This window comes from Hymenobacter sp. (genome assembly GCF_036387835.1).
Taxonomy (GTDB): domain Bacteria; phylum Bacteroidota; class Bacteroidia; order Cytophagales; family Hymenobacteraceae; genus Hymenobacter.
This window is the reverse complement of sequence record NZ_DASVSY010000067.1, coordinates 1-24,386: the sequence shown is the minus strand read 5'-3', so window position 1 is coordinate 24,386 and position 24,386 is coordinate 1. Positions and strand designations below refer to the sequence as shown.

At 56.0% G+C, this 24,386-nt stretch carries 15 protein-coding genes; 6 read left to right on the top strand and 9 right to left on the bottom strand.

Annotated elements, in window-relative coordinates:
* Positions 1–4: 4 nt before the first annotated feature.
* The 5 genes from VF639_RS12550 to hppD form a co-directional block, all read right to left on the bottom strand.
* Positions 5–3,139, bottom strand: a complete 3,135-nt coding sequence (locus VF639_RS12550; RefSeq protein WP_331146254.1) for a SusC/RagA family TonB-linked outer membrane protein — start codon at positions 3,137–3,139, stop codon at positions 5–7.
* Positions 3,140–3,839: 700 nt separating this feature from the next.
* Positions 3,840–5,858: a 7TM diverse intracellular signaling domain-containing protein gene (locus VF639_RS12545; protein ID WP_331146253.1), complete on the bottom strand. Its 2,019-nt coding sequence runs from the start codon at positions 5,856–5,858 to the stop codon at positions 3,840–3,842.
* Positions 5,859–5,977: 119 nt separating this feature from the next.
* Positions 5,978–7,834 carry a cellulase family glycosylhydrolase gene (locus VF639_RS12540; protein WP_331146252.1) on the bottom strand — a complete coding sequence of 619 codons (1,857 nt, stop codon included), beginning with the start codon at positions 7,832–7,834 and terminating at the stop codon, positions 5,978–5,980.
* A gap of 868 nt (positions 7,835–8,702) precedes the next feature.
* Positions 8,703–10,439 carry a phospho-sugar mutase gene (locus tag VF639_RS12535; RefSeq protein WP_331146251.1) on the bottom strand — a complete coding sequence of 579 codons (1,737 nt, stop codon included), beginning with the start codon at positions 10,437–10,439 and terminating at the stop codon, positions 8,703–8,705.
* A 439-nt stretch (positions 10,440–10,878) separates the two neighbouring features.
* Positions 10,879–12,012, bottom strand: a complete 1,134-nt coding sequence (hppD, locus tag VF639_RS12530; protein WP_331146250.1) for a 4-hydroxyphenylpyruvate dioxygenase — start codon at positions 12,010–12,012, stop codon at positions 10,879–10,881.
* Positions 12,013–12,255: 243 nt separating this feature from the next.
* Between hppD and VF639_RS12525 the strand changes: the two genes are divergently transcribed.
* From VF639_RS12525 to VF639_RS12510, 4 genes are all read left to right on the top strand, one after another.
* Entirely contained in the window at positions 12,256–12,645 is a 390-nt protein-coding gene (locus VF639_RS12525; RefSeq protein WP_331146249.1) for a hypothetical protein, read from the top strand.
* Between the two features lie 110 nt (positions 12,646–12,755).
* Positions 12,756–13,100, top strand: coding sequence for a DUF952 domain-containing protein (locus VF639_RS12520; protein ID WP_331146248.1), 345 nt, complete (start codon positions 12,756–12,758; stop codon positions 13,098–13,100).
* 141 nt (positions 13,101–13,241) lie between these two features.
* The gene (locus VF639_RS12515) at positions 13,242–13,952 is read left to right on the top strand and encodes a hypothetical protein (protein ID WP_331146247.1); all 711 of its coding nucleotides are present in this window, start codon (positions 13,242–13,244) and stop codon (positions 13,950–13,952) included.
* A 135-nt stretch (positions 13,953–14,087) separates the two neighbouring features.
* Positions 14,088–14,888, top strand: a complete 801-nt coding sequence (locus VF639_RS12510; protein ID WP_331146246.1) for a hypothetical protein — start codon at positions 14,088–14,090, stop codon at positions 14,886–14,888.
* A 205-nt stretch (positions 14,889–15,093) separates the two neighbouring features.
* Here the strand turns inward: VF639_RS12510 and VF639_RS12505 are convergent, their stop codons facing one another.
* The 3 genes from VF639_RS12505 to VF639_RS12495 form a co-directional block, all read right to left on the bottom strand.
* Positions 15,094–16,992: an ABC-F family ATP-binding cassette domain-containing protein gene (locus tag VF639_RS12505; protein WP_331146245.1), complete on the bottom strand. Its 1,899-nt coding sequence runs from the start codon at positions 16,990–16,992 to the stop codon at positions 15,094–15,096.
* A 314-nt stretch (positions 16,993–17,306) separates the two neighbouring features.
* Positions 17,307–20,738, bottom strand: coding sequence for a PAS domain S-box protein (locus VF639_RS12500; RefSeq protein ID WP_331146244.1), 3,432 nt, complete (start codon positions 20,736–20,738; stop codon positions 17,307–17,309).
* A 403-nt stretch (positions 20,739–21,141) separates the two neighbouring features.
* Entirely contained in the window at positions 21,142–21,375 is a 234-nt protein-coding gene (locus VF639_RS12495) for a hypothetical protein (protein ID WP_331146243.1), read from the bottom strand.
* Between the two features lie 171 nt (positions 21,376–21,546).
* Between VF639_RS12495 and murI the strand changes: the two genes are divergently transcribed.
* Both murI and VF639_RS12485 read left to right on the top strand, forming a co-directional pair.
* Positions 21,547–22,362, top strand: a complete 816-nt coding sequence (gene murI / locus VF639_RS12490) for a glutamate racemase (RefSeq protein WP_331146242.1) — start codon at positions 21,547–21,549, stop codon at positions 22,360–22,362.
* A gap of 141 nt (positions 22,363–22,503) precedes the next feature.
* Positions 22,504–23,856 carry a site-specific integrase gene (locus tag VF639_RS12485; protein ID WP_331146241.1) on the top strand — a complete coding sequence of 451 codons (1,353 nt, stop codon included), beginning with the start codon at positions 22,504–22,506 and terminating at the stop codon, positions 23,854–23,856.
* 151 nt (positions 23,857–24,007) lie between these two features.
* Here VF639_RS12485 and VF639_RS12480 read toward each other — a convergent pair whose 3' ends face one another.
* Entirely contained in the window at positions 24,008–24,214 is a 207-nt protein-coding gene (locus VF639_RS12480) for a hypothetical protein (protein ID WP_331146240.1), read from the bottom strand.
* Between the last annotated feature and the right edge of the window lie 172 nt (positions 24,215–24,386).

The following is a 24,386-nucleotide window of genomic DNA, read 5'->3' as shown; positions in this document are numbered from 1 at the left end:
AAGATTAGAAGCCGATGTTGAGGCCGGCCAGGAATACACGCGCCTGCGGATAGACGCCCAGGTCCACGCCGCGGGAGCCCACCTCGGGGTCGAAGCCCGTGTATTTGGTTACCGTCAGCAGGTTTTGGCCACTCACGTACACGCGCAGCTGTTTGGCGGAAAGCCGGTCCAGTACGCTCTTGGGCAGGGTGTAGCCCAGCGTCAGGGTCTTGATGCGCATATAAGAGCCGTCTTCCAAGAAGTAGGTCGAAACACGCAGGTTGGTGTTCGGGTCGCCGGCAATAGCGCGGGGCACTTCGTTGCTGGTACCGGGGCCGGTCCAGCGGTCCAGCACGCGGGCACTGCCGCTGCTGTTGCCAAACAAGGTGCCTTCCAGCAGGTAACGGTTCTGGTTGTAGATCTGGTTGCCCTGCGAGCCCTGGATAAACACGTTCAAGTCAAAGCCCATGTAGCTCAGCGTGTTGTTCACGCCGTAGGTGAAGTCCGGGTTCGGGTTGCCGATAAACGTGCGGTCGTCGGCGTTGATGATGTTGTCGCCGTTCAGGTCCTTGAAGCGAATATCACCGGGCGCTGTACCGTTGTTCTGCGTGGCGTGGTTCCGCACGTCTTCCTGCGTCTGAAACAAGCCGTCGGCCACGTAGCCGTAAAACGAGCCGAAGGGCTGGCCTTCATCGTAGCGCACAATTACGCCGCTCAACGCACTCAAACCATTATACGGCTGCCCCACACCCAACGACTCCAGTTGCGTTTTGTAGGCCGACAGGTTCAGCGTGGTCGTCCAGTTCAGGCTCTGCCCCGTGCCCTGCACATTGCGCGACGTAAACGAGAAGTCGATGCCCCGGTTGTAGGCCGAAGCCGCGTTGCGGTTCACACTCTCGAACGTGCCCGATACCAACGACACCGGCACCGGGGCAATCAGGTTCGGCGATGTACGGTCGTACACGTCGATGGTGGCTTCGAGGCGGTTTTCCAGGAAGCCCAAGTCCAGGCCGATGTTGGTTTGGTTGTTGGTTTCCCACCGCAGATCGGGGTTGGCCAGGCGCGTAGGCGCAGCGCCGGTTTGCAAGGTGCCGCTAGGCCCGAAGGGGTACTGAATGGCCGAGTTAACCGAGAACAAGTAAGCAAAGCGGCCCGCATTGTTGGGGTTGCCCACCTTCCCGTAGCCCGCGCGCAGCTTCAGGTTGCTCAGCACCCGGTTGTCTTTCATAAAGTCTTCCTCCGAGATGCGCCAGCCCGCCGATATGCCCGGGAAGAAGCCGAACTGCTCGCCGGGAGGGAAGTTGCCGGAGCCATCGTAGCGGGCAATGGCCGAGAACAGGTATTTGCCGGCAAACTCGTAGTTGAGGCGGCTGAAATAGCTGGCCAGGTGCGACGTAGGCCGAATAATGCCCGCATTGGCTAACGACGTGTTCAGCGGCCCCGTGTTGATTACCTGCAAGTCGTTGCGCAGGTAGCCGGTGCGGTAGGCTTCCACATTGCTGTAGTCGAAGGCCTGCGCCGACTGACCAACCAGAAAGGTTACCTGGTGCTTGTCGGCAAACAGGTGGTCGTAGGTGATGGTGTTTTCAATCAGGTAGCTCGGCGCATACGACGAAGTGGCCGAGGCGCCCGCCAGGTTGTAGCGGGTGTTGTACACCTCGTTGCCCACGCGCAGTTCGGGCACCGAAGGCCGGAACGAGTTGAAGTTGTCGAAGATGAAGTCGGCCCCCACGTTGGTGCGGAGCCGCAGGCCTTTCACGGCCTCCAACTCGGCAAACAGCGTGGTCAGGGCCCGGTTGCGTGAGAACTTCTGGTTGTTGAGCGTAGCCGCCGCCAGTGGGTTTTCTTCTACGAAGTTGTCCTGCTGGCCACGGGGCTCATAGTAGTAGCCATCGGGCCGGTACACCGGCATGATGGCCGGAATACGCAGCGTCTGCTGCACCGTGCCGTACTCGCCGTCGTTGGACGTAATCTGCCGGTCTTCTAAGTGGGTAAGGGAAATACTGTTGCCGAGCTTCAGAATCTTGTTGACCTGCACGTCGCCGTTGGCCCGCAACGTGAAGCGCTCGAACTTCGACCCGACAATGGTGCCATCCTGCTGAAAATAGCTGCCCGATACCGCATACCGGGCTTTCTCGCTGCCCCCGCTGGTCGAGAGGGAATAGTTCTGGATGACGGCCCGGCGAAATACTTCGTTCTGCCAGTCGGTGCCTTCGCCCAGGGCCTGCGGGTCGCGCAGCCGGTCCACCACAATGGGTTGCCCGGCCGCCAAGCGGTTTTCGTTGTTGATAACGGCGTACTCTTCGGCATTCAGCAAGTTAAGCTTGCGCCACACCTGTTGCACGCCGCGGTAAACATCAAGGTTAATGGTTGAAACGCCGGCCTTGCCGCGCTTGGTGGTAATGATGACTACCCCGTTGGCGGCTCGCACGCCGTAGATAGCGGTAGCCGAGGCATCCTTCAGAATATCAATGGTTTCAATGTCGTTGGGGCTGATGGCGTTCAACTGGTTTTCCCCGCCCTCGGGCAGCGGAAAGCCGTCTATCACATACAGCGGGTTGTTGTTGCCGGCCGACGTGATGCCGCGCACCCGAATAGACGTACCCGCCGCGCCCCCCGGCGACCCCCCATTCGACGTAACGGTTACGCCCGCGGCCCGGCCCTGCAGCGCCTGCGTCGCATCGGCTACCGGCTGCGTCGCAATGTCCCGCCCCGACACCGACGATACGGCCCCCGTTACACTCGTGCGTTCCTGCGTGCCGTAGCCCACCACTACCACCTCGTTGAGGGCGCGGGTGTCCTCTACTAAGCTCACCGTCAGGCTGGTAGTAGCTCCCGAGATGGTTACTTCTTTGCGGGCAAACCCAACGTAGCTGAATACCAGCGTAGATCCTTCCGGCGCATTGAGACTAAAGGCACCATCGGCATTGGTGGTGATGCCTTGCGTGGTACCCTTCACAATGATGGTAACGCCCGGTAGAGGTGCGCCGTCTTCTTGCGTAACCCGGCCCGAAACCGGTACATCGGTTACAGAGTTCAGGTTGGGGGCTGCCGCGGCGCTACGTGCTTCCGCGAGGGGTGCGGCTAGCGTCAGTAACCCGCAGGCCGCCAGTGGCACTACGCGCCGGAATCCCAAATACGAGTAATAGGTGCGATTCATATGGTGAAAAGAAGAGTGTGGGAATTAAATAGCGTCTGGCTTTGCCTCCCTGAAAGCAAAAGCCAGTTGTAAAAGGAGGGAGGAGGTAAAAAGCAGCCGGCCTGCGCTTACCACTACCAAGGGAAAACAAGCCGTCAGGCAGGTGCAGCAATCGACTATGGATTGAAAAGGGAGTTGACTGCTGCCATCTCGCAACTCAGGCTGCACCGCCGCCCAAGTGAATTACCAGTAGGGCAAAGCAGTAGCTACCGCAGGCCGGATTCAAATCCGCAACCCGGGGAGGCATGCTAGTAGAGCAGGTATTGTTCTGCGGTTGGTCTGCCGGCTATGTGCAATATGGGCGCGGCAGGTGCAGGGGGCGGTTCTGTTGTGCGAGAGGTGAGAGCTTACTCACGGCACAACGTTGGCGGGGGGAGGTGGAGTGAGACATAAGGGCGAAAGGATGCCTCAAATATACCCGGCATTATTTTTAAAAGTCAAGTAAAAACCCCACCCCAAACGTTTGCAAAGGGCGTTTTCGCTTAAGTCGTACAAAGGTGTGTACGCTTACAGCACACGCAGAAAGAGCTGTTTTTACGGCCATTATTCTAGAATGTCACATCAGGCCGCCGGGAGGCTGACGGGTAAAAAACAAGTAAAAAAATAGAGATTTAATCCACTTTTTTTTCTTGTCTTCAACTCAATTACATCGAGCTCGCAACTAATGGGCGCTACCCGCCGCCAAGGTGGTGGTTTCGTCGGGGCTCTCCTCTGCATCATTGCCGGAGTCGTCTAGCAGCAAACGGGTCCAGTTTTCTTCTTCCGGATGTTCGGCGGCCTGGCGGCGGATGGCATCGGCTACCTTCTGGCTAAAGCTCCAGCAAGTAGCGCGGCGCAGATCCAGGACTCGCGAAAGCTCCTGAGTTGAATAGTTGCCTTTGTGGGTGTGCAACAAAAACACCGCATAAAATGCCTTTACAATCGAAAACTTGCACTTCTGCAGCAAGGTGTAGGCCGTAGCCGATTCTACGTAGCGGCAGCGGGTACAGCGCCGAGAATGAGGCTCGCGGCCTTCGCAGTAGTTGTCGTGGCCGCACTTGCGGCAGTGGTAGCCCTGCGCCCATTTCAGGTCGGCGAGGTAGGTCAGGCACGCCTCTTTGTCGGGGTAAATCTGGCTGAACTCGCCGAAGTCCACTTCCTGAGAAAGTACGCGCGCCGTTTGGGCCTTTTGCAAGTCGAGCTGCAAATCAGCATTCAGCTTCTCGATGGCCGCCGACTGTAGCGCCAGCAACCCGTTGGCTTGCAGCAGCTCCCGGTTTTGGGTGGCAATGGTTTCGCCTTGCTGCTGAAGCTCCTGCGTGCGTTGGGCTACCAGGTTTTCCAGTTCGGAGTTCAGCTGATCTTTCAGCTCCTCGTTCTGGCGCAGTTGCTCCACTAGCTGCTCCTGCACCTGGTGCTTTTTGCGCAATTGCTTTACCAGGTGGTGTTGCGCCCTAAGGGTAGACTCCTGAATCGCCTTGATTTTGCTGCCTAGCGCGTACGAGAGCACTACCACTTCCAGCACGAAAGCCGCATTCATACTGTACACGGTGTAGGTGTTGGTGAACGTATGGATACCGAGCTTGCGCAAAAGCAGAAACAGCACACTCACTGCCACCAGCGTGTGGGAAAGCAGAATAAAGCGGGCGGGCTCGAAACCGCGCTGCCATACCCGCAACGCCGCATAAAGCAGCATCCCGTAGGGCAAGATGTAGAGCCCGATGCCAACACCTGTTTTCAACCAGAGTGCATCGGCTAGCAGCGCCAATACGCTAACCAAAACAACGGCCCGCAGCCAAAAATCGTACTGCGGCAGACGCTGTGGCGTATCCAGGAACTGGCGGGCATAATAGCCGAACGTAAGCAGCAGCAGCGGCGCCGACCCTACTTCCACCACCTTGTTGAGCCACGGATACTCGGGCCACAAATACTGAAAGCCCAAGCCGTCTTCCGACAAAAATACAAGGCTGCAACTCAGCACGTACCCCACGTAGCGCAGGTAGGTTTGCTCGCCGGTAAAGAAGAACAAACAGAAGTTATACACCACCATGATCAGCAGGATGCCATAGAAGCCCCCAAGCAGCCCGTATTCGGTCTGGAAGTGTTCGGCAATGCCCTGCTCGGTCCGCAGCCGCGACAGAAAACTGGTCTTGGAGCCAGACTGAAGCCGCAAATAGTAGATTTGCGCCTCGTTGGTGCCAAGCGGCAAGCGCATCAGGAAGTTCTTGTAGCTGTAAGGCCGCGACGTGAACGGCCAGTCGGCGCCGGTGCGCACCTGCCCTTGCGCGGAAGCGGCATCGGGGTAGAAAACAACGTTGTTGAGGTGGGAATCAAACAGCTCCAGGTACCAGTGCTGCGGCTGCAAACCAGTGGCCAGCACGCGCAGGCGGAGCCAGTAGGCGGAGCCCGGGTGCTCCATGTTGGTAGCCGTGCGCGAGCCTAACACAAAGCGTGCGGCGTGCGGCGGCGTCTGCACATCCTGTAGCGTTAAGCGCCCGGTGGGGTCCTCCAGCACACTGTAGTTGTAGGGCTCAATGAAGAGCTCGGCTCGGCTGGCCTCTACCCGCAAAGGCTGTTCGGGGCCAATGAGGGGCGCGCCAACGCTGAAGGTGGCGGAAAAAAAGGCCATGAGCAAAAGCCACAGCCACTGCCGGGCGCGTAGCCGACAGTAAGGTTTGGGGGAATTGGTGGTGAGGAGCATGGGGAATTCCAAGATAAAGAAAGTCCCGCACTAGTAGCAGTTGGTTTATTGCTTTTGGTTTGTGGTTGCCTAAAACCGTCTAAACCAGAAACTAACCGCGTAAAAGCAGGTAGCAAATGCTATTGACCGCCCTGTAAAGCGGTGCCGGCGGTAGTAAACCGTAGCCAACTGATAACTGCCCCCGGCTGCTCCACATACAGCTGCAAGGTGTGCTTGCCGGCGGGCAAGGCCACCGAGCCCCCTGATACGGTTTGCCAAGCGGCCCCCGGCGGTGCCGTAATGGTCGCAACGGCCTGTTTGCCGTCTAGCTTAAGGGCAAGCTTGGCCTCCGACTTTGCTGTGTTCATCACGCGGGCCTGTAAAGTGAAAGTACCGGCTTTGGGCATGGTTACGGTGTAGGTTAACCACTCGCCGGCAGTGGTGTGGCCGACGGCAAAGCCGCTGGAAGCAGCGTCTGTCACCGCTAACACATCTACCCCATCGTTGCGGTAGGCGCCGCCTTGGTTGTGCGGGTCGTGCTTCGCGAAATCGGTGCGGGCGGCGTAGTCATCGAAGTAGGCTGTGCCGTTGCGGCCGAGGTCGTAGTCAGCGGCCTGGATAGTGCCCGGTAGCGTGTGCGCCACGAACGGCTGCGCCACATTCGGCTGCGTGAGGGCGGCTATTACATCCTTATTAACCGTGCAGTAACGGAATTGGCTGTTGCGCAGCAGCGCTGTGCGGCCGGCGGCCGTCAGGACACTGCCATAGGCCGGTACTCGAAGTAGGCTGGTGAGGCCGGCTACCCGTTTTAGGGTCCAGTGGCACCAGCCGATGTTGCGGGCGTTCAGTTCCTGCACCGCGGCCGCAAACCATTCGTTGGAGTTTTCGCCGGTTTCGCCCACCCACACGGGTACTTTCCACTGGTCGCGGAAGGCGGCCAGGTTGCGGATCAGGTTGATTTGGAGTGGATTCGGGTCGCTGGTTTGCGGGTCGTTGGGGCACCAATAGCGGTGAGCGTTGTATACCAGGTTACGCTTGTCTTTGCTTTGCAGCTTGTTGGGCGTGAGGTTGGTGTACTCGTTGCCGTAGCCATTGCCTTCCAGCATCAGCAGGTGCTGGTCGCCTTGAGCTCGTACGGCATCAATCAAGCGGCTGTATAAGGCATTGAGCTCGGAATTGTTGCCGGTGAGGCCGTTGGCGGTGGTCATACCATTAGGCTCGTTTATGAAATCGTACATCGCCACTCGCGGATCAGCTTTGTAGCGGCCCGCTAGCTTCTCCCACAAGCGCACCGTCAGGTCCTGGTAGATCAGGCGGCCTTTGGCGTCGCGGCGTTTCCAGAGGTCCAGCGGTACCAGACAGTCGCTGATGTTGCGGTCGGCACCTTGGCCACCGGGGGCCGCGTGCAGGTCCAGAATAACGTAGAGCTTGTTGGCGGCGCACCAGTTCAGCACGTCATCGATGAGGCGGAAGCCATCCAGCTTTTTGGAGTCGGTGAAAAGCTGGTTCTGGTCGTACCATGCACTGAGGGCTTGCACGTAGTCATTCACGTTCTTCGGGCCCTGGAAGGCCTTGGTGCGGACACGGCGCTGCTCGGCAGTCAAAAACAGGTCGTAGTGAAAAGGCAGACGCACGCAGTTGAAACCCTGTTTGGCAATGAAATCAATATCAGCCTTACTGATGAAGTTGGTGCGGTACTGGCGGTAAAAATCTTCCACCGCAGCCTCCGGCATGGTGCGCAACATGGCTTGCTGAATGCGCCACTGCGAATTAAGCGAATCGGTTTCCAGAATGTAGCTTTCCTGAAGCAGCCAGCCGCCCACGTTCACCCCACGCAGTACCACCGGCCGGTTGCTTGCATCCACTATAGTGGCCCCATCAGCCCGCAGCATGTCCAACGCCTGCGCCGCTACACCAGAAATCCGGAGGCTGCAGCACACCAAAAGTAACACGCGCAACAGCTGCCGCGCATTGCCGGAAAGCATCTGCTTACTCATAGAAAAAGAGAAGAGTATAAGCGAAAAACAGCGTGCGAAGGCCGCATCCTATTGCACCCACTTTTACTGGAATAGCATGTAATAAGGTCTGATGACCTATGGGTTCAAGCAGTGCTAGAAGGTAGGCTTTCCGCCCAATAGTAGAGCGGCTTTTTGCGATGAGGCCAGTAAAAACCTGCTGCTTCCGGAGCTTGATCAGGTTGCCGCTGCATCCAAATCTAGGAGAGCAAGGCCTGAAATACAAACGAAAGATAGGCCTCTAGCTGCTGAAGAACAGCTTTTTATAGGGTGCTGTACGCTTACTGCACACGAATCCGAGCTATTTTCTTCGCAAGGAAACAGGTAAGGCTACCTACTTAGGCGGGGCTTGGCAGCTAACAAACACGCATAAACTGAAAATTTATATCACTCTGATAGGAGTAGCTTAAAGTGCTTGCAACCCACGGCAGGAAAAGCAGCAGCATACAAGCATAGAACTTAAGAAGAAGCTTGCACCAGCCAACACAACTTTACAGCTCGAAGCTTCAACTTCCTGTATCATACTGGTCTGTTGATAACGGCTGAATTCAACCATTTGCAGCTGTAAGATGCTTTCTGCCTGACAGGCAATAGGCACCGCATCCTGGTAGTTAGAATGCCGAAAAAGAACAAAGCCTTGTGAGGCGTTCAATACAGAAATCAGAACTGTTATATGTACTCCGCGCTTTTGTGGGGCTCTTCGCCGCCTTCGGTGATAGTAACGTTGTATTCAGAAAAAAGCGGACGACAACGCGTTGTGTTTCAGGTAGTGGCCATACCAAAGCAGTATAAAAAATGCGGCCCGCCCTGACTATCAGGGCGGGCCGCATAAAATAGCGGAAAGAAAAGCTTACTTCAGCTGCATGTCTTCGATAATGGCGGCAATCCGCTCGTTGAGCTGCTGTTCGCCTTTCTCGAAATCAGCGGCGGCGGCCAGTGGCGCTTTCATGCTGAAGTAGAACTTGATTTTGGGTTCGGTGCCAGACGGACGAGCCGAAATTTTGCTGCCATCGGCGGTGATAAACTGGAGCACGTTGCTGGCTTCGAGGCCCGTGGGGGTTGACTGGCCGGTGCGCAGATCCCGGAGTTCACCGGTCTGGTAGTCGCGTAGCTCCACCACTTCCGAGCCGGCAATGGTAGCCGGCGGGTTGGCGCGCAGCTCGCGCATCATCTCTTGAATTTCTTCGGCGCCGCGCTGCCCTTTCTTGGTGAGCGAAATCAGGTGCTCACGGTACAGGCCGTAGGTGGCGTACATCTCGGTCATTTCCTCGTAGAGGGTGCGGCCATTGTCTTTGGCTACGGCGGCCATTTCGGCTATCATGGCGCAGGCCGAAACGGCGTCTTTGTCGCGCACAAAGTCTCCAATCATGAAGCCGTAGCTTTCCTCGCCGCCGCCAATGTAGGTTTCCTTGCCTTCCAGCTCGCGGATCAAACCGGCAATGTACTTGAAGCCCGTCAGGGTCTGGTAGGACTTCACGCCGTAAGCTTTGGCAATGTCGCCGAGCACTTCACTGGTTACAATAGTGTACACAATGAAGTCCTGGTCGGTCATTTTGCCGGCTTGCTTGCGGGCCGAGAGCAGGTAGTACGTCAGGAGCGCCGCCGTTTGGTTGCCGTTGACCAGCACCCATTCGCCGGCCGTATTTTTAACGGCTATGCCCACCCGGTCGGCGTCGGGGTCAGTGGCCAGCACGATGTCGGCATCCAGGGCCTTGGCTTGGTCAAGGGCCATTTGCATGGCTACCTTCTCCTCAGGGTTGGGCGACTGTACCGTGGGGAAATTGCCATCGGGCGTGGCCTGGCCTTCTACAACCTGCACATTAGTGAACCCCAACTGCTCCAGCGCCTTCGGTACCAGCGTGATACCTGTGCCGTGGATGGGCGTATACACGATTTTCAGGTCGTGCTGGCGCTGAATGACGTCTGGATTGATGCTAAGCGCCTTCACCTTAGCCAGGTACTTCGCGTCGAGGTCGGCGCCAATGATGTGCACCTTGGACTCGTCGGCCTGGAACTTCACTTCATCTACGGAGTGAATCGCTTCCACTTCTCGGATGATGTTCTTGTCGTGAGGCGCTACCACTTGGGCACCGTCGTTCCAGTACACTTTAAAGCCGTTGTACTCCTTGGGGTTGTGCGAGGCCGTCACAACGCAGCCGCTCTGGCAGCCCAACTCCCGAATGGTAAACGACAGTTCGGGCGTGGGCCGTAACGCCTCAAAAAGGTACACCGTAATGCCATTGGCCGAGAAAATATCGGCCGCAATGCGGGCAAACTCCTTGCTGTTATTGCGCGAGTCGTGGGCCACGGCCACCTTGATTTCCTGCCCGGCAAACTGTTGCAATAAGTAGTTGCACAGGCCTTGCGTGGCCATGCCCAGCGTGTAGCGGTTCATGCGGTTAGAGCCCGCCCCCATGATGCCGCGCAGTCCGCCCGTGCCGAATTCCAGGTCCCGGTAGAAGGCATCGGACAGCAAATCCTCCTGATTTTGAGCTTGTAACTGACGAATCTCGTCTTTGGTAGCTGCGTCGTAGTTGCCGGTAAGCCAAGTGTTTATTTTCTGTTGAACTGCGTCGGTAAGGGCCATAAGAGGGAAGTTGAGAGAACAGAGGGCAAGAGTGGCGGTAAAGAAAGAGGATTTATGTTAAAATTGAACAAGCTACTTACTACCCAATCTGGCGTTTGCAAGTACTCCGGTTCTTGCCGCGGGGTTTATTGATTTGCAATTTATCTTGGAAAGTGCCTGCGTCAGATGTACTGCCCGGTAAGTACGTGCCCGCGTAGGGGCTGTCCTTTCGACGCAGGAGAAATCTGAGTTCAATGGTTAAACCTCTTTCCTCAGATTCCTCTTGCGTCGGAAGGACACCCGCCGCTTACGGAGTAAGCATTGCAGCTTACCTAGCCATGCTCTAAACCTAAAACGCAGTGGTGTCACGACCCTGAAGTCGTAGCACCACTGCGTATTGTCTCGTCCACAGAATCCGTGAACCGGAGGTTGGCGAAGCTAACTCGAAAGAAACCCGCGGCTACAGATTGCCGCGCAAACCTTGTTCCCGCTCAATGGCTTCGAACAGGGCTTTGAAGTTGCCTTTGCCGAAGCTCTTGGCTCCCTTGCGCTGAATAATTTCGAAGAACACGGTCGGCCGGTCCTCCACGGGCTTGGTGAAAATCTGGAGCAGGTAGCCTTCCTCGTCGCGGTCTACAAGCAGGTTCAGGTCCCGCACGCTGTCCAGGTCCTCGTCGATGTGGCCGACGCGGTCCAGCAGGTCGTCGTAGTAGGAGTTCGGTACGGTCAGGAACTCCACGCCGCGGCGGCGCAACTCCGTGACGGTAGCCCGGATGTCGTGGGTGATGAGGGCCATGTGCTGCACACCAGGCGAGTGGTAAAAGTCGAGGTACTCCTCGATCTGGCTTTTCTTTTTGCCTTCGGCGGGCTCGTTGATGGGAAATTTCACGAAGCCATTGCCGTTGCTTACCACCTTGCTCATCAGGGCCGAATACTCGGTGCTGATGTCGTCGTCGTCGAAAGTGATGAGCAGCTTGAAGCCCATTACGTCTTCGTAGAACTTCACCCACTGGTTCATCTCGCCCCAGCCCACGTTGCCCACGCAGTGGTCGACAAATTGCAAACCTACCGGCGCGCCCTGCGGAATAGCGCTGGTACGGGCCACAAAGCCGGGCAGGAACGGGCCGCTGTAGTTGCTGCGCTCCACGAAGGTGTGCACGGTTTCGCCATAGGTATAAATGCCAGCCAGCGTCACGGAACCGTGCTCGTCCTCGATGGTATACGGCTCGAAGGCGACTTTAGCGCCGCGCTTGGTGGTTTCCTCGAACGAGCGGCGGGCGTCGTCCACCCACAGCGCCATCACCTTCACGCCGTCGCCGTGCTGGGCTACGTGCCGCGTAATATCGGAGTCGGGTAAGAGAGAAGTGGTGAGTACGTAGCGAATTTTATTCTGCTGGAGCACGTAGCTGGCCCGGTCGCGCAGCCCGGTTTCGGGGCCGGCATAAGCTACCAGCTCGAAGCCGAAAGCGGCCTGATAGAAATAAGCCGACTGCTTGGCATTGCCAACGTAGAATTCCAGGTAGTCGGTACCGTTGAGCGGCAGGAAATCCTGGGCGGAGTGGGCCTGTACGGCCGGGGAGGTCATGGTTTGCATACTCTAGGCGGGAATGGGTGGGTGTAGGGCGGTAAAAATAGTTGATTGTTGCTTGCTGATAGTTGATGCCCAATTATCGGACTGCGGCGGTGAGCGGTAAACACCAACAACAAACAATCAACAACCAGCAATCAACAAGTAATCCTTGCACTATTCTTCGTAAAATTGTGGCACGGTAGGGGCTCTTCACGGAAATCAGTAAAAGCTCCCCACCTTTGTTGCCTAACCTATTGCCATACGCTTATGAATCTAGAAGAGCTAAACCGCGCCCTCGTCACTCTCATCGAGAAAAAGCAAGTGCTACACGACATGAAGTACGACGACGCCCGCTACGACGACGTAGAAGAAGAGCTGCACGACCTAGAAGACGATTTCAATGAGGAGTACGGCACTTTCCTGGAAGCTGCCCTCGATAAGGTCCACACCGACCTTAGCTCCGATACCGATGTATTGCTGCCCACGGCCTACCTGCCTTCCAGCACCGGAGGCACGCCCTCACCCAAAGAAGGCGTGTGGGTTGACTCGGAAAAATATCCCGGCAAGGAAGCCCGCATCACCCTCGTGCCCAACCCCACGCGCATCATGCTAACCGTTGGCAAAGCCGTACAGCAGGAGCTGTGGAAAGCGGTGTAACTGATTTCAATTACGAAGTATGAAGTGAAAATTGGCTGTTCCGACCCTTTCTGCAAGGTCGTTGGACGGCCAATTTTTACTTCATGCTTTTTAGTTTTTTAATTCCAAAAATGCTTTACCGCATAGCTGAACCACAAGACTGGCAGCACGCCCAGTTGACCGGGTTCTTTACCAGCGCCGATTTAAAGGCCGAAGGATTTATCCATAGCTCTGAACGCAGTCAGATTCTGGAAACTGCGCGTCGCTACTACCCCGGTCGCCTCGACCTGGTGCTGTTGGAGTGGGACGAAGATGCTTTGATTGCCGCTGGCGTGCGGGTGGAGCGGGAATGGGTGGAAAGCCGGCAAGAGTTTTTCGCCCACGTTTTCGGTCCGGTTCCACTCACGGCTATTCGCCGCCATTGGGTTTTTGCCCCCGATGCTACGGGCCAGTTTCGCTTGCCAGAGGAGCTGTAAAAGAAGAATATACTCATACAACCATAGGCGAGCTTGTTGGCTCTATTAGCTTGAAAAAAGCTAATCAGAGATAGTATGCGTCTATTTGTACTAGTAGCGAGTTGCTTCTTGGGGTTAACGAGCTGCGGCTCTACCTCCTTCTTGTCCATAACTCCTGCTCTGGTCAATGGGCCGGCCATGGATGGCCGCCCCACCAGCATCAGCTACCACCCCGACAGCGTGGAAGTGCAAGTAAGCTTTGTGCGCTACGAGCCCACGGAGTTAGTATTTGAGGTGGAAATCGGGAATGACTCCCGCCGGCCCGTACTGGTAACCCCTGAAACGTTTTTCTACGCTCCGGTCGATACGGCATCAACCACTACCGCAGCGGCGCTACAACCCCGCGTAGCGGCCCTCAACCCGGAATTGCGCATGAAACTGCTGGCGGCCCGCCTCGAAAAGGAGGCCGCCAAGGCCGAGAAAGTGAGTTGGTTTGAAATACTAACCAGCGTTTCGCACGTGGCCGAAGACATATCCAGCATCAAGAAGAAAGAAACCGACGAGCAGGTGGCCGAACGAGAGGAGCGCCACCAAACCGACAATGCTTATTTCAACAATCAGCGCGAGCAGCACGCCCAGGAAGCCGATGCCCTTTACGCCCAACACCACAGTAGGAAGTCGGTGGCGCTGCGCAGAACCGAACTCAAGCCCGGCGAATATGTTCGGGGCCAGGTCTATTTCCCTCGCACCGACGCGGCTCGGCGGCTGCGCGTAGTGGTATTCTTTGATGCACAGCCCGTTCCCTTCGATTTCAAGCAACAAGCCGGCCCCTACTACAGCAACGCCACAGCGACAGCTATTCCCACTCGTTGAGTGCCCTTGCAAGAGAATAACAATTGAATTTATTTTATAATAAATAAAAGCATGATGTTGTCTCATGCTTAATAATGAGGTGCTTAGCACTAGACTTTTGCTGGTTTCATAAATATTTATTATATTATTCCGATTATGTTTGAATTTATCGTAACAACCCGCCGAGTTGCTGGTGGTTTGGCTTGTGGGTTGCTGCTAACTGCCTGTGGTCCATCGTACTTTATAACTCTGGCCCCAAGCGCACGTAGCGGCTTATGGTCGAGCGGATATGCTCGCAGCGAAGGCCGTCGCGCCGACAGCGTGGTAGTGCGGTTGGGTTTTGTACGCTATGAAAACCAGGAGTTGGTGTTCGAGGCGGATATTCGCAACCAGTCCAGCCGAAATGTGCTGGTCGCCCCTGAGACCTTCTATTACCTGCCCCTATCTACCACGCCCGTGGTTTCGGCGGTGCCTGCCTCAGCGTTTCCAACGCGTATTGGCGCCATCGACCCAGAGTCGCGGCTAGAGCAACTGACTACCCGCTTGGCCGAAGAAACCGATAAGGCCACGAAGGTGAGCTTATGGGAGTTGTTTACCCTGGTAAGCAACATGGCAGAAGATGCTGCTAGCCTCAAGAAGAAAGAAACTGAGCAGCAGGTATTTAAGCGTGAGCAGCGCCACAGCGCCGAAAAGGCCTATTTCAACGAGCAGCGCGAACAACACGCCGTGCAGGCCGACAAACTCTACGAGCAGAAACAAGGCTTGGAATACCGCCTGCTCCGCAAAAGCACGCTGGAACCGGGGCAGCGTATGCGGGGCTACGTATACTTCCCCCGCACCGACGCGGCCAATCTGCTCCGAGTAGTGGCGTTTCCCAATAAGCAGCCCAGCACGTTTGACTTCACGCAAAAAATCAACGTTCAGCACAGCCAAGCAAGTAGCCTTGCTACCAAATAAACTTCCAAAGTGAAAGCAACAAAGGCAAGCCGACCGTCGGTTTTACATCCTGTAGTGAAGCTGCTAGACCTAGCTTCTAGCTCCAAGATTGGCGCCAGCGTCGGCGCATTTCCAAGAAGCACACGAGTCACCCTCTAAACGACGCAGGGCCCCGGTAGTCACCGGGGCCCTGCGTCGTTCTAAATAAGTGCAGACGACTAAGCGTTTACACAAAGTCCGCCAGTTCCAGCCACCTTTCGCCTTTGGCGTCTAGGTCGGCGTCGGTGCGCTTGAGTTGGGCGGCCCAGTCGGCTAGTTCGGTGTGGGAGCCGGTGCCGGAGTTCAGCTTTTCGATGAGCTGTTGCTTGGAGGCCTCCAGCTGTTCCAGCTCTTTTTCCAAGGTTTCATATTCCTTCTTCTCGGCGAAGCTGGCTTTGCGCTTGGCCGAAGCCGCCGCTGGTGCGGATGCCGGGGTTGCCGTTTGGTTCACTGAGTTCAGCGCCTTCTCGGCGTCGCGGGCGCCAGTATTGGCGGGTTGCTCTTGCAGCCACTCGCGGTAGTCGGTGTAGTTGCCGGGGAACTGCCGGATTTTGCCGCCGGGTTCCAGCGCAAACACCTGCTCCACCAGCGCGTCCATAAAGTACCGGTCGTGCGACACAATGATCAGGCAGCCCGCAAACTGGAGAAGGAAGTCTTCCAGAATGTTGAGCGTGATGATGTCGAGGTCGTTGGTTGGCTCGTCGAGAATCAGGAAGTTGGGGTTCTTGATGAGCACGCGCAAAAGCTGCAAACGGCGTTTTTCGCCCCCGCTCAGCTTGTTAACCAGGGTGTACTGCTGCGCCGGTGGAAACTGGAAGTGCTGCAAAAACTGCGAAGCCGTAACAATGCTGCCATCGGCCATTTCTATTACCTCGGCCACTTCCTTCACAATATCAATCACGCGCTGCGTGGGGTCGAAGGTCAGCTCGCTTTGGGTGTAGTAACCGAATACGGTGGTCTGGCCGGCATCTACGGTGCCCGAGTCGGGAGCCAGCTGCTTGGTGAGCATGTTGAGCAGCGTGGTTTTGCCCGCGCCGTTAGGACCCACCAGGCCAATCCGGTCCTTCTTCTTGAACACGTAGCTGAAGTTATCGAGCACCACTTTGTCGCCGAACCGCTTGCTTAAGTGCTGCACTTCGATGATTTTGCCGCCCTGCCGGGTGGTTTTCACCGACAGCTCCATTTCGGGCCCCTTGATTTTGGTCTTGGCCTTTTCCTGCGTTTCGTAGAAGGCATCGATGCGGGCTTTTTGCTTGGTGCCGCGGGCCTGCGGTTGACGCCGCATCCACTCCAGCTCTTTGCGTAGCAGGTTGCGGGCCTTTTCCACTTCGGCGGTTTCCATCTGCTCACGCTCGGCCTTCTTCTCCACGAAATAGGCGTAGTTGCCCTGGTAGCGGTGCACGCGGCCCTGGTCCAGCTCCACGATTTCATTGGCTACCCGGTCCAGGAAATATCGGTCGTGGGTTACCATCAGCAAAGTCAGGGAAGGGGAGGCCAGCCGGTTTTCCAGCCACTCAATGGTGGCCAGGTCCAGATGGTTGGTGGGCTCGTCAAGAATCAGTACATCGGGCTCCTCAATCAGCACCCGGGCCAGCGCCACGCGCTTGCGCTGCCCGCCCGAAAGCTTGCTCACGTTGCGCTGCAACAGCTCCCCCAGGATGCCCAGCTTACCCAGAATCTGCTGCACCTGCGACTCGTAGTCCCAGGCGTTGTACGAATCCATCAGCTCCATTACGCGCTGCAAGTCGGCCGGCTTGTGGTTGGGGTCGTTTACTACGTGCTCATAGTCGCGGATGGCAGCCAGCGTATCGTTCTGGCTGGCGAAGATGGTTTCCTCCACCGTCAGCGTCTCATCGAACACCGGCTGCTGACCCAGGAAAGCCACGCGGGTGTCTTTGCGGGTGCTCAGGCTGCCCGTATCCGGTGGTTCGAGGCCGGCCAGAATGCGCAGCAAGGTGGTTTTGCCGGAGCCGTTGATGCCCACCAAGCCTACGCGTTGGCCTTGTTGCAAACCAAAATTCAATTCCCGGAAAAGCCACCGGTCGGCATAATTCTTCGAAAGGTTCTCAGCAGAAAGCAGATTCATAGTGCAAAGGTAGCCAGGGCTAGGTAGCCAGGAAGTATAAGGGGATAATTCCTCTGGTTTGTTCCCGAAAATAAGGCCTCCAAGCATTTTGTGTGTCTAGCTTGCGGTTTTACCTGCGCTTGGAAAGGCTGCGTTATCCACCCTGCTGGAGGCCCGTATCTAGCTTGCCTAAGTAATTGCGAAATCTTTCGCGTGCCGCTATTCAAACTAAGACGGCCAACTAGTTCAACCACACGAGTACGCTAGAGGCAACGACTAAGCGTAACATAACGGCTGCTCCAACGAGCAGCACCACTTTTTCTCTACCGACAGTCCTATAGCCTCTTCGCTACTTTGCTAGAGAGGTCAACTAACATCTGCTCGATTGTTTGCCGAAGTTGCTCCATGACATCTTGAATGAGAGGCGTCAATGTTTGCGCATCAAAGGCACTATCCCACTTGTCTAAATACTCCACCAGCGGAAGAAGTTGGTGCATATGCAGGTGGTCGAGGCTAGGTTTGAGCTTGTGGGTGGCGGCGCGTAGGAGCTTAACATCGAAGGTGCGCAGTGCCTCGTCTAGGTCGTGCACAGTTTCCTGGCAGCTTTCAATGAAGGATTCGAGCATGACAACCACAAAGCCTTCGTCGCCCTGCCCGATTTGGTACAAGAGGTCGAGCTTATAGAGTGCCGGCGCTACGGAGGTGGCCACTGCGACTGGTGTTGCCAGCGGCGTGTTTAAGTCTAGTTGATGCGTGCCTAGTACCCAGTCGCCAATTAGTTTCAGTAACTCGTCTTCCTGGAAAGGCTTGGCCAGGTAATCGTTCATTCCGGCCGCCAGACACTTCTCCCGCTCGCCTTTGATGGCGTTAGCTGTCAAGGCGATGATGGGAGTGGGAAGAACTAGCTCTTGGCGCAAAACCATAGTGGCCTCCAGTCCATTCATCACCGGCATCTGTACATCCATCAAAATCAGGTCGTAACGATGATTACGGGCCATTTCCACCGCCAGAGCCCCGTTCTCGGCTTCTGCTACTTCAATATGGGCATTGGTGAGCAGGGCCTTGGCAATCTGGCGGTTGAACTTGTTGTCTTCCACCAGCAACACTTCTTTGCCCCGAAGCTTTTCGCGGAATCGATGATCCGTTACTTCCTTGCGGGGCATATCTGCTTCCGAACCCTCCACCAGTACCAGGGAGAAGGTACTGGCTGTGCCTTTGTTTTTCTCGCTGCTGATTTGCAGTTCACCGCCCATCAGGTTCACCAGGCTTTTGCTGATGCTTAAGCCCAGGCCGGTGCCTCCAAATTTCCGGGTTACCGACGAATCCTCCTGGCTAAATTCTTTGAAAATATCGTTTAAATAGGCAGGGTCAATACCGATGCCGGTATCAGCCACCGTGAACTTGATTTCCACGCCGTTTGCTGCGTGGCCTATCAGTTCGCAGGAAATAGCAACATGGCCTTTCTCTGTGAACTTGATGGCATTGCCGGCTAGGTTCAGCAGCACTTGCGTGAGGCGGTACGGGTCGCCAAGCAGCACTTGCGGCAGTTCGGGCGCGGCTTCTGATACGAAGGATAACCCTTTTTCCTCGGCTTTGTAGAGCAGCGTTTTTTCGATCTGCGCCATCAATTGGTTGGCATTAAAGCCAATCCGCTCGACTTGCAGCTGCCCTGCTTCGATCTTGGAAAGATCAAGAATATCGTTGATGATGACCAACAGGTTCTCGCCTGAGGTGGCAATGGCCTGCAAGTACTCGTCCTGGTCTGGCCGCAACGGCGTTTTGGCCAGGAGCTGACTCATACCCAAAATGGCGTTCATGGGCGTGCGAATCTCGTGGCTCATGTTAGCCAAAAACAGCTCCTTGGCCTTCGACGATTCCTCGGCGTGTTCTTTGGCCCTGCGCAGCTTATTTTCCAGCTCTTTCTGGTGCGTGATATCAAGTGTGATGCGTATCGTGCCGATAATCTGCTTGTCGTCGTCGTATACGGGGGCCCGGCTGACCAGCAGCCACTTCTGGCTGCCGTCCTTGCTGCGCGCCGACAGCTCGTAGGCGTCTTCTCCTTCGCGGGCCACTTGCGTAAGCTCCTGCGTAAGCAGAGGCTGCAGAAAATCGTGGCTGGTAATTTCGGTGCTGGAATAGCCGAGGGTGTCGCAGAAAACCTGATTGACATACATTACCTCGTCGGTCAGATTGGTTTCCATCAACCCGAGCTTCATTTGCTCGATGATGCCCCGGTACTTCTCTTCCCGCCGTTTCAGCGCCTCCTCGGCATCTTTCTGCTCGGTTACGTCCTGAAACTTCCAGAGGTAGCCCAAAGAAGACTCATTGCTGAAGATGGGGATAAAGTCGCGCTGAAACACTTGGCCGTTTTTGCGCGGTAGTAACTCGCCGATTACGGCTTGCTGCTTCAGGGTTCGACCGTTGCTGCCAGCCAGCCAGTTGGGCTCGGTTTTCGTGCCTTGCTTGGTAGCAGCCAGCAGCCCTATCGTCTCAACTCCAACTAACTGATCGGGGGTAGCCGCCAGGTTGAGCATGCGGCAGAAGGCCTCGTTTACCAGCACCACCCGGCGGTTTTCGTCTTCGAGCAAGATACCTTCCTGGAAATTGGCGATGGTTGTTGACAAGCGCCGAGTGGAGGCTTCGATGGCTAGGTTGGCCTGTTTTATTTCGGAAATATCGGTATGTACTCCCGTCATAATCAACGGGTTGCCGTCGGCATCGTACTTAGTTATGAGGCCGCGGGCCAGCACCCACTTGTACTCGCCGTTGCGGCACAACAAGCGGCGCTCCACCGAATAGATGGGTACATCGCCCCGCAAATACGCGTTGGCGGCTTCGAGGCTAGGTGCTTGGTCATCGGGATGGACGTGGTTGTACCAGGCTTGAAAGCCATCCGGCAAGTCTCCGTCCGGGTACCCCAGCATTGCCCGATAAGCATTGGAAAAATAATCGTCGCCGGTTTGATAATTAAACTCCCAGCCGCCATCGCCGAAACGCTCGATGGCCAACAGCCAGCGCTGCTCGTTGTCTTGAATGGCTTCTTCGGCTGTCTTCAGCGGCGTATCGTCCATGAGGATGCCACTGTACAAGATGCCGTCGGCGTCGCAGGCCGATAGTTGGTATTTGGCGCTGCACCAGCGTTGCGGCTGCCCTGGCACAAGCAGACGTCCTTCAAACTGAAAAGTGTCTTTTGCGTCGTCGGAGGGACACAAAAATTCATCCCACTCCTTGCGGTCATCGGGGTGAATAACCTGCTGTAGGTCGTCTAGATGCGTTGGCAAGAAGCCGAAGATTTCCTGCGAAGTAGTGCTGATAAACGTTAGGCGCGAGGTGCCATCGTGGTTGGCGCGCCATTGAAACAGCACACCTGGTACCTGCTCGTTGAGATACCGCAATTGAGCCTCCAGCGCTATATCAGCAGCCCTGGCAGCTTTTTCACGGGTAATATCTTCTAGCAGCGCGAAAAACAGCGCCGGATGCTCGGGAGTAGGTTGGGTAGCAGGTTGCAGCTTTACGCGGGCCCAACGGGCCCGGCTTTCGCCAGCTCTTGCCAGCCCTTCATATTGCCAGGAAGACCGAGAAGCCAAACTTGCGGGCGGCGCAAAGGGCCGGCCTCCAACACTTGATTCGGGAGGTAGCACCGTCCAAAGTGCCTGCCCTATTACATCGCTCGGGTTGAGGCCAAGTAGCCTGGTAAATCCTTCATTCACCCAAGTAAGCCGGCCCTGCGCGTCAAGAATTGCTACCGCTGCGAAGGCGTGCTGCACAAGTAATAACGCCTGTTCTAATTGGCTAGGTAAAGAACTGATTGGTGAAGAAACTTCAGCCTGTTCCTCCGGCCACGCCGGCGGATTCGATGAAGATGTATGAACACCGGCTTGTTCCATATGCAGAATTGCACATTTCTCTTTTGTATAAAGCTGGCTAGCCAACTTTATACATATTTAGAATAGAGTGCAAGTTTAACTATTTACTGTTCAATCGAGACGTATACTATACTCTAAGCTAAGGAAATTTAAATTTCCGGTAACGTAAATCCTCTAACAACTTTGTTTGATTGCGTTTGATTATTGCACCTGCTGTAGTTAGTATTAATTCAATTGCTTGTAATAAAGCCGTAGCTCTCAAGCAGCTTAGCACTAAATACTCTACCAAACAGTGGGGCCAACCCTAGATCACGCGCACCCGATCGACGTGTATATCATCGCGCAAGATTTCCAGGCCTTTATAGGCTAAGGGACGGCCCGTGTTATGGGTTAGCTCACCGCCGGCGGCGTGCAAGTGTGCCACGTCGAGGATGAGCTGGGTGTACTTTCGCTCGCCTAGCTCGATGGCAATCGGGCGGCCCTGGGTGGAATCGAAGGCAGCCAAGGCTTGGTTGATTTCGGCCAGAATAGTGCTCATAGAATCGATGACTTTTCAGTGGGCAATTAACAATTAATATTCAAGCAACAAGGGTGAATTCAACATGAGTTATTAGAAAACGACAACTTTGTAGAGTTGATCGTTCTCTAAGCTTAACGGTAGCGCCGTAATTGGCTGCTCTCTACTAATCCTTCACTCGTCACCTTTACCATGAACCTTTCCACTCGGCCCATCGGCGTATTCGACAGCGGTATCGGCGGGCTTACGGTGGCGCGCGCCGTGGCCCGGGAGCTGCCGCACGAGCGGCTCGTATATTTCGGTGACACAGCCCACCTGCCCTACGGCGATAAGTCGACGGCCGCTATTCAGGCTTACTCAGTTAAAATCTGTGACTTGCTGCTCAAGCAGCAGTGCAAAGTCATTCTGATTGCTTGCAACTCGGCTTCAGCAGCGGCCTACGAGTTGGTGCGCGAGTACGTCGGCTCGAAGGCGCGGGTGCTGAATGTTATCGACCCCATTGTGGCGCACGTAGGCGCTGCCTACGCCGGGCGCACGGTAGGCCTCATCGGCACCAAGCAAACCGTGAACAGCAATGTGTACCGCAAGAAGATCGACGATCTGGATGCGGGGGTGCAGCTCCAAAGCCTGGCTACGCCGTTGCTGGCTCCCATGATAGAGGAAGGGTTCTTCGCCAATACCATTTCCGACAGCATCATTCGATCGTACCTGACCAATCCTGCGCTGGCTGATATCGAGGCGTTGGTGCTGGCTTGCACTCACTATCCACTCATCAAGCGGCAGATTGCTGATTATTACCAGGGCGGGGTGGAAGTACTGGACGCTTCCGACGTTGTGGCGGCCCATGTGAAAAAGTACTTAGAGGAACACCAGTTGGCGGCCTTGCCTGGTGCTACGCCACCCGCTCATCATTTCTACGTTTCCGACTTCACTCGCTCGTTCGAGGAAAGCACCCGCATCTTCTTCGAGCGGGAAGTGCACTTAGAGCATTATCCGCTGTGGGAGTAACGTTATATACTATGTTCAAGCTAATAAACACACTTCTCACGCAGTATAAAGGCCTTTTTTGCTTCTGACGCTGTACTTTATTTTTGCTTTGTATTTGCAATTACCGGGTCGTTTTCGCCCCACTGGCTGCCCCACTAAACCATGAAAGTTTCATACATTCTTCGCGCTGATAAGATGAGCGCTGCCGGACTTGCGCCGGTTCATGTAGTTATTCATTACGATGGCAAGCGGCTGAAAGCCGGTATCGGGGAGAAGTGCAAGCCGGCGAACTGGAACCAGAAAAGCCAGAAGTTTTGCGGTCAGTTCGAGGGCAAAAGTGAGGCCAACGAATACCTGAAAAAACTGTCGGAGCGGCTGAATCAGCTGGACCGGAAGCTGCGTGGTGACGGGGTGCCGGTGACCAAAGAAGCGCTGTTGGCGGTGGTGCAGCCGGTGGTGGCGGCGGAGCAGCCAGCGCCCAAAGCGGAGCCGCCGATGGTGGGGCGGTTTGAGGAGTTCATGGTGACGATGCGGGGAATGGGGTACGCGCCCAACACGCTCAACCACTATGGCACAGTGCGCAACACCCTGAGCCGGTTTCTGGACTCGGTAGGAAAGCCGAAGCTGCCGGTATCGGAGTGGGATATGGCCTATCATCAGCAGTTCGTGGGCTACCTGCGGGAAGTACAAGGGCTGGCGAATAACGCGGTGTTTTCAACCATTAAAGACATGAAGGCGTTTTTCCGGCATCTGGAAAGTGAGCAGGGCGAAAAGCTGGGTCTGGACTTGTCGAAAATACAGCTGCGCTACTCGGACCCGGTTAAAATCTATCTGAGCGCTGACGACCTGGCGGTGCTGGCCTCGGCGATGCTGCCGGCCTGGATGGTGCCGGTGCGGGACGTGTTTCTGTTCTGCTGCTACACCGGCTTGCGGTACTCGGACGTAGCGGCGCTGCATGGGGGTAATCTGCACGCGCTGGGCGCGGACGGGCGTGGGGGCCGGGTGCTGCGGTTGACGCAGACTAAGACGCGCACGGCCATTAGCATTTACCTGACCTCGGCGGCTTCGGCGCTGCTCGATAAGTACGCGGGGCCTACCCGGTCAGGGGCTGGCGCCAAACTGATGCCGGTGCGCGTGAATACGGCTATGAACCGGGCACTGAAACGGGTAGGGGAGCTGGCAGGGCTCAACCGGCTGGTAGAAGTGGTGAGCACGCCGGGCGGGCGGGTAGAAAAGCAGGCGGTGCCATTGTACGAGCTGCTATCCATGCACACGGCCCGGCACACCTTCGCGGTGCAAAGCCTGATGCGCGGGGTGCCGGTGGTGGTACTGCAGAAGGTGCTAGGCCACGCCCATATTCAAACGACCATGCGTTACGCCCATGTGGTGGAAGAAATGCAGCACGACGTGATGCGGGCGGCCTGGGACGGTCCGGCCATACCAGCTCAGCGGGCAACGGCTAATGCGGCGGCCTTATCGGGTATTATTTGTGCGGTGGAGACAGAAGCCGCCTGAATCCTGCCCTTTGTCGTAGAAGTTCTGGTAAGCGCGGGTCGTATTAGTGTGGCGCTGGGAACGGCCGTGACTACTATTTTGGGCGTTGCCGCCGCCCGCGAGGGGCAGCGGCTCATACCCCTGACACGGGAAAGCCATACCTAAGCCATACTCAAGCTATGCTATAGCTTTTGTTGAGGGCCTTGCTGACCTCGTCTTCGGAGAGGTGGGTGTACTGGCAAAATTCGCGCACCGACACGTAGGCCCGCGGGGGCTTACCGAACTCGGCACGGATGCGCTGCAAGAGCACCTTGGCGGTGCTGTATTTCGTGCCAGTTAGCTGGGCCGCCTCCTTGGGATAGATGCACACCTGGGGCATTTTGGGCTAGATATGGTTAGTTATGGTAAGGCAAGATAATACAATTACGGGTACCGCGTAGGTTTGGCCTATGCTATTTACTCTGCTTTTCCGTCCTACTCTGCTGCTCTTGGTTTTCGGTTGCTTTTTGTCCGGCTGTATCAGTCTGGGAGAGGTGGACGTGCCGGTGTCC